This is a genomic window from Sulfuracidifex tepidarius, assembly GCF_008326425.1.
Taxonomy (GTDB): Archaea; Thermoproteota; Thermoprotei_A; order Sulfolobales; family Sulfolobaceae; genus Sulfuracidifex; species Sulfuracidifex tepidarius.
The window spans coordinates 2,307,647-2,319,159 of record NZ_AP018929.1; the positions used below are offsets into that span (position 1 = coordinate 2,307,647).

General features: G+C 42.9%; 12 protein-coding genes. 7 read left to right on the forward strand and 5 right to left on the reverse strand.

The window, feature by feature from the left end; genetic code table 11:
• The first annotated feature begins 1 nt into the window (after window position 1).
• Together IC007_RS11685 and IC007_RS11690 are read left to right on the forward strand one after the other, a co-directional pair.
• Window positions 2–1,180 carry a hypothetical protein gene (locus IC007_RS11685; RefSeq protein ID WP_149528811.1) on the forward strand — a complete coding sequence of 393 codons (1,179 nt, stop codon included), beginning with the start codon at window positions 2–4 and terminating at the stop codon, window positions 1,178–1,180.
• Window positions 1,181–1,536: 356 nt separating this feature from the next.
• Window positions 1,537–2,970, forward strand: coding sequence for an MFS transporter (locus IC007_RS11690; RefSeq protein WP_149528812.1), 1,434 nt, complete (start codon window positions 1,537–1,539; stop codon window positions 2,968–2,970).
• 116 nt (window positions 2,971–3,086) lie between these two features.
• Here the strand turns inward: IC007_RS11690 and IC007_RS11695 are convergent, their stop codons facing one another.
• Window positions 3,087–3,518: an NUDIX hydrolase gene (locus IC007_RS11695; RefSeq protein WP_054845783.1), complete on the reverse strand. Its 432-nt coding sequence runs from the start codon at window positions 3,516–3,518 to the stop codon at window positions 3,087–3,089.
• Window positions 3,519–3,746: 228 nt separating this feature from the next.
• Between IC007_RS11695 and IC007_RS11700 the strand changes: the two genes are divergently transcribed.
• Window positions 3,747–4,625: a fumarylacetoacetate hydrolase family protein gene (locus tag IC007_RS11700; protein ID WP_054845784.1), complete on the forward strand. Its 879-nt coding sequence runs from the start codon at window positions 3,747–3,749 to the stop codon at window positions 4,623–4,625.
• On the opposite strand, the gene IC007_RS11705 is transcribed toward IC007_RS11700, so the two are convergent.
• The 3 genes from IC007_RS11705 to IC007_RS11715 form a co-directional block, all read right to left on the reverse strand.
• Window positions 4,612–5,169, reverse strand: a complete 558-nt coding sequence (locus tag IC007_RS11705) for a hypothetical protein (RefSeq protein ID WP_054845785.1) — start codon at window positions 5,167–5,169, stop codon at window positions 4,612–4,614. The genes IC007_RS11700 and IC007_RS11705 overlap by 14 nt on opposite strands.
• A complete protein-coding gene (locus tag IC007_RS11710) occupies window positions 5,162–5,452 on the reverse strand; it encodes a winged helix-turn-helix domain-containing protein (protein ID WP_054845786.1) in 291 nt (96 codons plus the stop codon). The genes IC007_RS11705 and IC007_RS11710 overlap by 8 nt, the downstream gene beginning before the upstream one ends.
• A 187-nt stretch (window positions 5,453–5,639) precedes the next feature.
• A complete protein-coding gene (locus IC007_RS11715; RefSeq protein WP_054845787.1) occupies window positions 5,640–6,293 on the reverse strand; it encodes a hypothetical protein in 654 nt (217 codons plus the stop codon).
• A 36-nt stretch (window positions 6,294–6,329) separates the two neighbouring features.
• On the opposite strand from IC007_RS11715, the gene IC007_RS11720 reads away from it, so the two are divergent.
• The 4 genes from IC007_RS11720 (at window position 6,330) to IC007_RS11735 (ending at window position 10,910) form a co-directional block, all read left to right on the forward strand.
• Window positions 6,330–7,292 (forward strand): phosphomevalonate kinase, encoded by a 963-nt coding sequence (locus tag IC007_RS11720; RefSeq protein WP_054845788.1) that lies wholly within the window; start codon window positions 6,330–6,332, stop codon window positions 7,290–7,292.
• Entirely contained in the window at window positions 7,285–8,277 is a 993-nt protein-coding gene (gene mvaD, locus IC007_RS11725; protein WP_054845789.1) for a diphosphomevalonate decarboxylase, read from the forward strand. Before IC007_RS11720 ends, mvaD begins: the two co-directional genes overlap by 8 nt.
• A 348-nt stretch (window positions 8,278–8,625) precedes the next feature.
• Window positions 8,626–9,900 (forward strand): glutamine synthetase family protein, encoded by a 1,275-nt coding sequence (locus IC007_RS11730; RefSeq protein ID WP_149528945.1) that lies wholly within the window; start codon window positions 8,626–8,628, stop codon window positions 9,898–9,900.
• Window positions 9,900–10,910 (forward strand): alcohol dehydrogenase catalytic domain-containing protein, encoded by a 1,011-nt coding sequence (locus IC007_RS11735; protein ID WP_054845857.1) that lies wholly within the window; start codon window positions 9,900–9,902, stop codon window positions 10,908–10,910. The genes IC007_RS11730 and IC007_RS11735 overlap by 1 nt, the downstream gene beginning before the upstream one ends.
• Here the strand turns inward: IC007_RS11735 and IC007_RS11740 are convergent.
• The gene (locus tag IC007_RS11740; protein WP_149528813.1) at window positions 10,891–11,193 is read right to left on the reverse strand and encodes a ribosomal protein L13e; all 303 of its coding nucleotides are present in this window, start codon (window positions 11,191–11,193) and stop codon (window positions 10,891–10,893) included. The genes IC007_RS11735 and IC007_RS11740 overlap by 20 nt on opposite strands.
• Window positions 11,194–11,513: the final 320 nt, after the last annotated feature.

Sequence of the window (11,513 nt, forward strand, 5' to 3'; positions counted from 1 at the left end):
AATGGAAGCCATTCTTAACGAGGTAAAGGATAAAGGGATAACCGCAGTTTACGGGTATGAAGACCTCGCGAAGATTTACAATTCGTACTATATCCTGGATTATGAGGGGTATTCTCAGATAAGGAAAAGGGTAGGGTGGGAGCTAGCTTCAGCCATAACTAGGGGAAGTGAGGGAAAACTGGAGAGCTTCTACATGACATTGACTACCTTACTAGTGTTCTTCAGAGAGGTTTCCTTCAAGATGATAAAGCCGTCTAAGGCAATTCCTTTACTCAGGGAGCTTGGCACTCCCCTTCCAGTCAAGTATGAGAACTACACAGTCTCGCTGGAGAACCCCGTGAGAGTTGAGGTCAATTTCGACTTTGAAAAGGTAATGGGCAGGATTATGGAAAGGAAGGTAGAAATGGACTTATTTGACGTACACGGCAGCAGGGAAGTCGACGGTTTGAAGTCTATAGCGATGAAAGGGCTTAAAATCCTGTTGAAGGTTGACTACTCTCAAGGAAAGGTTTCCCTTACACTAGACTTGAGGGTGAAGGTTGAGGATAGAGGACTGGACAGGGAAATTAAGATAGACGAGCTCAGGGCAGCTGTAGGCAGAAGCTTGAAGGAAATCCTTGGAGGGTCGTTCAATATACACTCCGAGTTCGAGGAAATGGTCTCCCAGGAAATGGAGAGCATGATTGAACCCGTAATCTCGGCGTATAGGAAGAAGCTAGAAGACGAAACCGGCTTCCAGGAAGTAGTGATCGTCCCTGCGGATAGGGCTTCACTCATAAACGTGTTAGAATCCGGGATATCGCAAGAGGAGATCATCCAGTTCGTTGACGACATTAGGCTAAAGGCGATGTCGAGGATAAGGAAAGGGATAACAGAGATCCATAACCTTGAAATAGGAGACTTAGTTCCGGAAAAGGTCGAGATACAAGGAGGAATAATACAATACGGGAATGGAAGGCTGTCAAACTCTCCTACTTGGGTTAAATCTCTAGTTACAATGCTGTCTATTATCGCCTCAGCCCAGCCAGGATCACTAGTACTTGTGGATGAACCTGAAGAGCACTTGAAAGATGAGGACGTCGAGAAAGTGGGGAAATTCCTGCTTTCACTGTCGTCATTCAAGGTAATCGTTTCAACAAGGAATAGGAAACTTTACGATCTGATAAGAACATCATCCTAACCCTATTTCTCTGCTTCAATATTTCTTAATCATGTCTCCCTATTCTGTTTTCATCGTAATTCAAGTTATTTTTCTCGCCCACTAAGATAAAAGTAATGTCATTTCAGTTCTACTTTAGCTCTTCTTTTGAAACGTTCTTATTTCATTGCAATTACAGTTAGTTTAGTTTTTCTTTATAGTTAAATATTAAGAATCAATGTCTATTGTACCAGAACTCTTTCTCAGGTCGAAGTTACAAGGAAGAAGCCTCTAACATTCCTTAGGATACATAATAAATAGAGAAATATATAGATATATATAACAATAAATAGAATATTTTCAAAATGCTTAAATTCTATACGTTTCATATCGAGTTAATGAGACAAAATCCCTTCAAACCTTTAGACGAGACCAGACTGAACTTTTTCCACTTCAAGAATCTGTTCACTACTGGAATGGGCGTATTCACAGACGGGTACGATCTATCCTCCATAGGAATAGTGCTTGCAATAGTCTTGTCCTCTTATGGGATAAAACCGGGAAGTTCAACATACGTTTTTTACGACTCGTTAGTTGCAGGATCTGCGTTGATAGGAGCGGCTGTTGGTTCAATAATCTTTGGTCAACTATCAAGAATGGGGAGAAAGAAGTTCTATGGAATAGATGTAGCTTTAATGACTGTAGGTGCATTGCTACAAGCCTTCGCGCCTAATGCTCCTACGTTAATAGCTATCAGATTTCTCCTGGGTATGGGTGTTGGAGCTGACTACGTTCTGTCCCCTATGATAATGGCTGAACATACTAACGCTAAGGACAGAGGGAAGATAATTGCGTTAGGCTTCGGAATGTTCTGGGGATTCGGAGCTACAGTCGCAGCTGCAATAGCTTTGGTACTGGGATACCTCCATGTTTCTCCCGACCTTACCTGGAGGATCGTACTCGCTGCAGGGGCCATTCCAGCGGCTTCAGTCATCTACCTCAGAAGGAAGATACCAGAGACTGCAAGGTTCTTGGGCAGAATAGAAGGCAACGTTGAGAAGGTAAAGGAAGTCGTAAAGGAAGTCGCGAAGAGCGAGGTCTCAATAGACGCTGACTTGAAAGATAACAACGGATTCGGATATTACTTCAGGAAGAACCTTAGGGTATTCTTTGGAGCTATGTTCCTCTGGTTCCTGTTCGATATAGCTGCATACTCTTCGATCTTGTTCGGGCCAACAAGTATAGCGAAAGTCTTGGGTCTTACCCCGTCTCTGTTTCAGTTTATGACCGAATTCGCGTTCACAGTTCCCGGAGGAATACTTGCAATACTGCTCATAGACCGCGTTGGGAGGAAACCCATGCAAATAGCAGGATTCTTAGGAATGGCAGCGTTCCTCCTTGCCTTCAGCCTTTACCTCTCTTCAACCGGGACTTCTTATGATCTGAAGACTGGAGCACTAGTTATAGGTCCAGCCTTCTCTCCTCTCCTTGGAATATTGTTGTTCGGAATGTTTAACTTCATGGAACAAGCGGGTCCAGGCTCCATAAGTGCCTCAGGAATGTTGGGCGTTGAACTGGCCCCTACTAAGATAAGGGGACAAGTACAATCCTTCACAGTTTCTGCAGGCAGAATAGGAGCATCATTCTCGTCTTTCGTCTTCCCCTCTCTCTTGGCGACATACGGACTGTCATTCGCGATCACCTTCCTATCTGTGCTCATGTTCATAGCTGCAGCGGTTACGTTCTTCATGATTCCTGAGACTAAAGGTAAGCCTCTGGAAGTATCCTCAGGAGAAATAACGGAGATAGAACAAGGACAAAACAAGACATAAAAGAAGTTTTTCCTCTTCTCTTATTTTTACCTTTAACTTATAACTTCTTTTTAGAATTTCTATAATATTTTTGATATCAGATCATAACTTCTTATTTAGAGCTCTTCAGATTATTTTTATATTCCCTTCTTGCGGTCGAAAGCCATCTTCAAGATCTGTCTAACGTTCTCATATGTATCTAGTTGGTCAATCTCTTGATAAGAGAACCACTTCCCCTCAGACAGCTCCCCTCCTATCCTTTTGACGAGAAATATCATGTCATAGTGGAGATGAGTGACGTCTGGGTAATTCACGGTTTCCATGGAAATGGTAATTGGTAACGGTTCCGGAGAAACTAAAGGGTCATTGGTTTCGAACTTATCGCCTATAACGTTCACCCTTAATCCAGTCTCCTCCAGGAACTCCCTCTCAGCTGCTTCATGAGGGGTCTCGTTCTCCTCTACATGTCCTCCTGGATATAACCATTTTCCAAGCTTCTTGTGTTTTATGAGCAGAACCTTATCGTCTTCTATAAGTATACCTCCAGCTACAATACATTTCTTTACCATGAGATGTGTAAAAGAGAAAGCTAGAAATAAGCGTTGTGCCTCACTCCTTTCATTAGGTTACTTTTCTAGGATTTTCTTAGCAATTTTTGAGAAAAAATGGCTTCAATAAGAATTCGCTCGTGAACTGCGAAAACTTCACCTATTTTTTACGAAATCGAAGATAGAGATTATCAATCATTTTCACTTCCTTAAAGTTAAATATTTAACTTCTGCTTTACCCCTACTCATGTGAAAATAGGTTACGCCATACTTGACGAAGGAAAAGGAGTCGTACTTTTGAAAGATGGAAAGGTATACCAGCCTGAGAATGAAGCTTTTTCATGCGTTTTTCAAGACACCTCAAAGGTGATCTCAGGATTCGAGGAGGTTAAGTCACTTAAAATGAAGGAGGTAAGGGTGAAGAAATTCCTTCCTCCGGTATATCCAGAGAAGATATTTCTCCCAGCGGTTAACTTCAGATCTCACTCTAAGGAGTCCTCCATGGCTCCTCCAAGCGAACCGTACTTCTTCACGAAGTTCAGGAACGCCTTGATCGGAATAGGAGATCCCATAGTTATCCCCCATTACCTCAAGAAAGTAGATTATGAAGGGGAGATAGGCATAGTCATAGGAAGGAAATGTAAGGATGTTGAAAAGCATGACGCTATGGAATGCGTCTTCGGGTTCACGGTAGTGAACGACGTCAGCTTCAGGGATTATCAGTTCCCCGGTATTCCGCATTACGGTCTGAACTGGGTGAAAGGGAAGGGACTGGACAAGGGACTCCCAGTAGGTCCTTGGGTAGTCTCCCTTGACGAGGTTAACGTTGACAGCCTGAGGATAATCACCAAGGTGAACGGAAGGAAAGTGCAAGACGGAGGGATAGAGGACATGATATTCGATATACCTTCTTTGATATCCTACTTGAGCAAGGGGATCACATTACTCCCAGGGGATCTAATCACTACAGGTACTCCAGCAGGTGTAGGAGAGTTCGGAGAGAAGAACTACCTCAAGGACGGGGATGTAGTTTCAGTTGAGGTACCACAAGTAGGTTTGTTGTGGAATATAGTAAAGGAAGATAAGGGAAAGGGGAAAGGGGAAGGAGGAGCTTCTAGTAATATTTAGAGTAGAGTTTAAAGTACTCTGAGAACCCCTCTAACATTCTCTTTTCATAATACAAAGATATCAAAACGGTAGCTGTGGATAAACCAGCGAAAAACATTGAAATTGCGGGAAACATTAAAACGAACAGAAGAAGGCTAACTGTAGTCAGAAACATTGATGAGGAAGAAGAAACCAGTGTGTAGTAATAGCTATTCTCGAAGTTCCTCATCAGAAATCCTATTCTCCTTTCGACGTTCATAAGAGAGGATAAGCTACCTAACCTCTTCCTCAACTTTGGCCAACGTTTCTCGAGCTCCTTCATGAAGACATCTCCGTCTATTTTCATACTTGCCCCGATTATTGACTCCTCAATTAGGGAGGAAGCCTCCTCAGACGAGAGAAAGCTTATTAAGCTCTTGAACGTGAGGAAGACCAGTTTATCTTCCAATTTTTCATTTTCCTCCCTTATTGAGGTTAACCTTTTCCTTACGTAATAAAGGAAAATTGATGAAACTATAGTGAGAAATGTAGGGATCAGCAGAAACATGAAATCGGGACTATTCATTAACCAAATCTTCATTTATAGAGTTTAAAAGTGTTACCAATTCAGTTTCTAGAGATCTTATTTTCCGTAAGTTTTCAAGCAGTCTCTTACCTTTGCTGGTTATCCTATACTCTCCGTCCTTTTCCTCAACAAGACCATTGCTTATCATCATATTGACGTATTTTTTTGTTAAAGTGAAGCTTAAATTGGCATTCTTCATAAGGGAGGAGGTCTTGTTGTAACCCTTGTCTATTACCTCTAATATATCACCAACTATCTCCGCATTTGATCTCTTAACTCTCATTATTATCTTATTGAATATGTGAGTTTGTCTTTTTAAATCTTTTCTATATACGCTTTAGAATTAAGAGATTAATTTCTCCTGCGATTTTTAATCAGATAGAAAAGAAATATAATACATATATATAACCTATATATCTATATTCATTAAAACTTCAAATTAATTATAAAAATTGAAGATTTACGAGTTCTTACTGCTGGCCTGACTCTCCTTGATTCTTTGGCTGAGCGTTTTCTTCCTGCTGTTTTTTCTTTTGTTCCTCACTCGCGTAAAGCTTGTCGAGGACTAGCTTAAGCTTCTCAGCGTCCTTTTCTCCGCGGTATCTTGAAACTAGCTTCATGAGGATTTCAAGTTCCCTCTTCGAAGGTTTACCTTCCAAAAGTGGAACTAACTTCGACAGGAAGTCTCTATTTATTGCGTCCACTATGTCAAGGTATTCTGGCACAGTCAAAGACGGAGAGCTCTTCAACAAGCTTAAAATGGAGTTGGAAATCAGGATTGAGACTTCCTTCACCGAGTTAAGGATAGCCTCAGCTTTGTCCTTGTCCTGATTCTTGGACAGTTCCTTTAACTCCTCCAGCTTCTCAGCTAACTTGTACTTCTGAAGCTCGAGAGCTATCATGGATTCCCTGATATCCTTTGACGCTACATAACGTATCTCATTGCCGTCCCTGAGAATGTTGACACTTCCGTCGAAATAGAGGTCTTCTAGAACATGAGACAGTGTTTCCTTGCTCATCACCAAGTTCATGCTCTGGAAGAGGTCGTCCTTATCTATCCCTGCAGGACCTCCTTGGGCTATACTCATGACAACAATTCTATGTTTCTTATCGAGAAATTCCATCGCTTAATTATTAAGGACACTACTTAAATTATTGTCGTGAGATCGTTTTCATTTTCTTCCCCAGGGAAGGTGCTCTGGATAGGGAGTTACACAGTAGTCTTTGGGGGAATTTCCCATTCAGTGGCTATAGACAGGAGGGTGAGGTGTACCTTAACGGAAGGTAAAAAGAACGTGTTCGATACGTCATACGGTAAGTTCAGAGAAGGAGAGAACCCTGTCATAGACTCTGTTCTGTCAGTGGTGAGAGAACACTTAGGAGATGTGAAAGGAGTTCAAGTTAGTCTGAAAAACGACGAAGACTTCTCTTTCATGGGAAGAAAGACAGGACTGGGAAGCTCATCAGCGTCTACAGTTTCCTTAACCGGATGTCTTTACTACTACATGAGAGAGAGGATCGATCTGGATGAGATACACTTCCTCTCCCAGAAGGCAAATTACGTCAGACAGGGAGGAATAGGTAGCGGGTTCGACATAGCTACTGCAGTGTACGGTAGCGTGAAGTACAGGAGGTTCACCACCCCTGACTCAAGGGATTGGAATGTAGAGAAGGTAGAGTTTCCCACGGGTTACGAGATACTTCTGGGGTTCACGGGCAGGAGCGCTGACACGGTGAACTTAGTTAGGGAGTTCAGTAAGGCAAAAGACACTGACTACTTCAGGGAGTCATTCCGAGAAATAGAGAAAGAAAACGAGATGGCAGTGAAGTATCTAGAGAAGGGAGACCTCATAAGCGCTATACCTCACGTGAAGATGGCTAGGACTGAACTGAACTTGCTCGCGGAAAAGGTGGGAGTGAAACTGGAGAGTCAACAGGAAAGAAAGATCCTTCGCGAAACGGAGAAGAGAGGGGCTTTGATAGCTTTCTCCCCTGGGGCTGGAGGAGGCGACTCTCTCCTGGCTATAGGAAAGGAAATGGAACAAGTGAAGTCTTTCTGGGAGAGCGTCGGGATCAAGGTTATAAAAGTGAAAGAAGATAGGGGACTGACTAAGGATGCTTGAAGGAGAGGCTGAAGCACCTTCCAACATAGCCATAGTGAAATATTGGGGGAAGAGGAACTCAGCACTTAACTTACCCCTAAACGATTCCCTATCCATTTCCTTGGAGGCGTTAAAGGTAAGAAGCAAGGTAGTCTTCGATCCCGAGTTAAGCAAGGACAAAGTGAGAGTTAACGGAGTTAAGCTATCCGACGAGGAAGTTAAGTCCTATGCTTCAAGAGTCTTGGACAGAATGAGAGAAATCTCTGGAAAGAGTATATATGCCGTAGTGGATTCGTGGTCTAACTTCCCTTCCTCTGCTGGGTTAGCCTCATCTGCGGCTGGTATAGCTGCTCTTACCTTAGCTTCATCAGACGCCCTAGGGCTTAAAATGGATCCCAAGGAATTGTCTAAGATAGCTAGACTTGGATCTGGTAGCGCATGCAGGAGCGTTTACGGCGGTTTTGTCATATGGCACTCTGGTGCCAGGGACGACGGTGAGGACTCCTTCTGCGAACAAATTTTCACTCACGACCATTGGAGAGATCTAGTAGACTTGATACCTATCTTCACCGACGAGAAGAAACGCATTTCATCCAGAAAGGGGATGAGTGTCTCGGTAGAAACATCAAATCTAATGAAATGTAGATTGGAGTTCGTTAGGGAAACTTTACCTTCTGTATTAGATTCGATCAGAAATAGAGATGCTAAGAAGTTCTTTGAGATGACGATCAGGCACAGCAACAGCATGCATGCGATCATGATGGACTCCTTCCCTCCTCTGATCTACTTGAACGCAATGTCTTTGAAGGTAATTGATAGCTTTGGGGACGGAAAGATAGCTGGATATACCTTCGATGCAGGTCCGAATCCTCACGTTTTCACGTTAAGAAAGGACGCAGAAAGCGTAGAGAAGACGTTGATTGAGCTGGGAGCTACCAAAGTAATTAAGTCTGACATATCCGCTGGACCGAGAGTAGGGAAAAAGGGAGTGGACGAGAATAATTGATAATTGAAAGAAGTAACAGTCTAAATTTAATTTTGAGTTTCATAGACCACAAATCGGAGATTGTTCAGTTCATGTAACTTTTTCTCTTATTTTCTCTTATAAATAGAAAATATTTCAGGTTACATTCAAACTGATCCGTCAAGCCCAATCCTCTGATATATGAGAAAGTGGTAAATCCCGATTCACCTTCAGAGACTTATGAAGCGTGAACAGAATCAAGAGGAGATCAGTTAGCATTTCAACGTCAAGGATAGGGCAGTTTAAAATCACATGATGATAACATGGCAGTTTTAATATCCATATTCATTTTTAAGACAACAAGAGTCAAACTCTCGAATGGTGTCAAACTTGTCTAGAGGAGACGTTTTAGATCAGTTAAAGAGCGGCAACATAGATTACATCAGAGTTGAGTTCATAGACGTCTTGGGAAACACTAGGGCTAGGTCGTTGAGGAGGGCCGAATTCGAGGAAATATCTAATGGATTGAAGGGGGTTCTCTTTCCTGAGAGCTTGCTCCTTCTAGATTATCAGGATAGGCCCATAAGGTCAAAATACGATGACATAGTTGCAATTCCAGACCTAAGCACCTTCGTGTTAATACCTTATCTGGAGAGAACAGCCAGAGTTCTATCTTTCATAAACATGCCTGACGGAAGTTCATCACCTTTCTGCACGAGAACAATACTCAAAAAGGCAACTGAAGCTTTAGAGGAATTAGGATACAAGCTACAGGTAGCGTTTGAGCCTACGTTCTACCTTCTGAAAGAAAATACCATGGAGCCCGCTGACGTGGCAAAGGCCTTCTCTCCCGAAGGGTTAATGGAGGAACAGAACTTCCTCAGAAACATGATAAAGAACTTGGAGAGCGTAGGCGTCCAAGTAGAGCTTATAAACAAACACTACGGTCCAGGGCAATACGAGGTGTCTTTCGCTAAAGGAGATGCTATGGAGGCTTCGGATTCCCTAATAGCGGCTAGGGAGGTCATAAGGGACACTACCAGAATTTTCCATATGTATTCTACTTTCATGCCCAAGCCTTTCAAAGAACACCCAGGGAGTAGTATGGATGTTTACTTCTCCCTTACTTCCCTAGACGGTAAGGACGTGCTCTACGACGGCAATGACAAGAACGGCTTCAGTTCCACAGCTTACTCCTTCCTCGGAGGGATAATGGAACACCTGCCTTCAATCATGGCTTTCGCTGCACCTACTGTAAACTCTTACAAGAGATTCAGAGAAGTGTTCACTCCTAGTGTCCCGGGTGTGGGTAACGAAAGGCACTTCATGATAAGAATACCAAGTAACTTCAGGGAGTCGAGAAGCCTGGAGTTCCGTCTAGCAGACCCATTGACTAACTCATATTTGTTCCTTGCATCGTTGATTTATGCAGGGATAGACGGTCTTAAGAGGGGACTTACGGTGGAGGTCAACACGTACACTAATCAGTTGCCTTCCACGTTGGGTGAATCGCTAAACAAGCTTGAAAACGACAGTTACATGATGTACTCTTTGGGACAGGAGATCCACAGTGCGTACTTGGAACTCAAGAACTCAGAAATAGAGACATATGAAAGGGAGATAACTCCTTGGGAACACAACACATACCTTAAGGCTGGATGGTAATGAGGGCAGCGGTCTTCCACGAAGAGGGAAAACCGTTATCACTGGAGGAAGTACCATACCCAGAGAGAAAGGAAGGAGAGGTCATACTCAAGGTTAGGGCTGCGGGACTCTGTCACGGAGATGTCCACTTGGTACTAGGAGAGTGGAGCGGAGACCTTCAGATCTCCCCTCCCGTGATTTTAGGCCACGAGATAGTTGGAGACGTGGTTGAGGGAGGAAAGAAGTTCAAGGACGGAGACCGAGTCATTCTGTACAGCAGTATAGGCTGTGGTAAATGTAAGTATTGCCTCTCAGGTAAACCGCAATTCTGTGAAAGAGTAAGCGTCGTTGGAGTCCAAAGGAACGGCGGATTTGCAGAATACGTTTCAGTCCCAGAGGACTATCTATTCAAAGTTGATGGAGACCCTATTCACCTAGCTCCGTTAGCTGATGCAGGTATCACTGCATACAGCGCTGTTAAGGGGATTAAGAGGGGCGATTCTGTGGCTGTAATAGGAACCGGAGCGGTTGCTATGATCGCGTCCCAGATGTTGAAAAGTAATGGAGCTGACGTCATAATGGGTGGGAGGAACCCATCCAAGTTAGCCAAAGCCGAGGAGATGGGTATACCCACCGTAATGATGAAGAGAAAAGACAACATGAACATGTCACAAACCTTGTTTTCCTACAGTCAAAAGAAATTCGATTACGTACTCGATTTCGTCGGATCACAGTCCACCCTTCAGGACTCAATGTGGTTGCTTTCAAGAGAAGGAGAGCTTAGAATAGTCGGAGAATTCGGAGGCTACCTGAACGTTCCAGAACAGCTGATAGTACTGAGGGGATTGAAAGTTAAGGGCGTCCTTTACGGGAGCTTTGAGGATATGAATGGGATCATCAAGTCGTACCAAGAAGGGAAGTTCAATACAATGCCTGTACCTTACAAGCTTGAAGAAATAAATGATGCAATAAACGACTTAATAGAAGACAAAATCATAGGAAGGGCAGTGATTACTCCTTCCTCTGACTAGCCTTCTTCTTTTCAGCCTTTCTCTTGTTCTTCTCCATCTTTTTCTTCTTAGCTTGTTCTAGCTTCTCCTTACCTTCTTCCTTTATTTTCTTCAAGGCCTCTACGTTCACATCATATACTGATTTCCTCTTTATATCGACGTTAACATTGAGCGTCCTAACTTCGCTCTTAGTCAAACCCGCTTTAGCCAACTCTCCTAGACTAAATCCTCTTCCCTTCTTCTCCTTATCTACCCTATTAGGGTTCTCAAAATGGTAATAAGGCCTCTTTACTATAGGCTCCATATCTGATCAATAGTCCTCTGCTTCCTCTGTAATAAAAATCTGACTTCTCTTTATGTCCCATAGAATCAAAAACGCACACGTATGCATCATGTAATGCACAAGCTTCTCTTAGAATGGCTTGACCATAGTCTTACGTATAGTGTCCCTTGCCTTATTTTAAGGCGTTATTATACCGAGGTCCAAAAGCTTCATGTGTTTGACGAAAACCCTACTTACGGTTTTCTGAAATACTAAAGATAATATCTCTTTATAATATATTTTTATTTATGTGTGTAAATATAGATATTGCATATGACTAGAGAGGTAAGAAGGGGAAATCA

Excerpts from the sequence above, each read along its gene's own strand:
- IC007_RS11740 (WP_149528813.1), bottom strand. The coding sequence starts at position 11,193 with ATGGAGCCTATAGTAAAGAGGCCTTATTACCATTTTGAGAACCCTAAT.
- IC007_RS11695 (WP_054845783.1), bottom strand. The coding sequence starts at position 3,518 with ATGGTAAAGAAATGTATTGTAGCTGGAGGTATACTTATAGAAGACGAT.
- IC007_RS11715 (WP_054845787.1), bottom strand. The coding sequence starts at position 6,293 with ATGGAATTTCTCGATAAGAAACATAGAATTGTTGTCATGAGTATAGCC.
- mvaD (WP_054845789.1), top strand. The coding sequence starts at position 7,285 with ATGCTTGAAGGAGAGGCTGAAGCACCTTCCAACATAGCCATAGTGAAA.
- IC007_RS11710 (WP_054845786.1), bottom strand. The coding sequence starts at position 5,452 with ATGAGAGTTAAGAGATCAAATGCGGAGATAGTTGGTGATATATTAGAG.
- IC007_RS11685 (WP_149528811.1), top strand. The coding sequence starts at position 2 with ATGGAAGCCATTCTTAACGAGGTAAAGGATAAAGGGATAACCGCAGTT.
- IC007_RS11705 (WP_054845785.1), bottom strand. The coding sequence starts at position 5,169 with ATGAATAGTCCCGATTTCATGTTTCTGCTGATCCCTACATTTCTCACT.
- IC007_RS11690 (WP_149528812.1), top strand. The coding sequence starts at position 1,537 with ATGAGACAAAATCCCTTCAAACCTTTAGACGAGACCAGACTGAACTTT.
- IC007_RS11735 (WP_054845857.1), top strand. The coding sequence starts at position 9,900 with ATGAGGGCAGCGGTCTTCCACGAAGAGGGAAAACCGTTATCACTGGAG.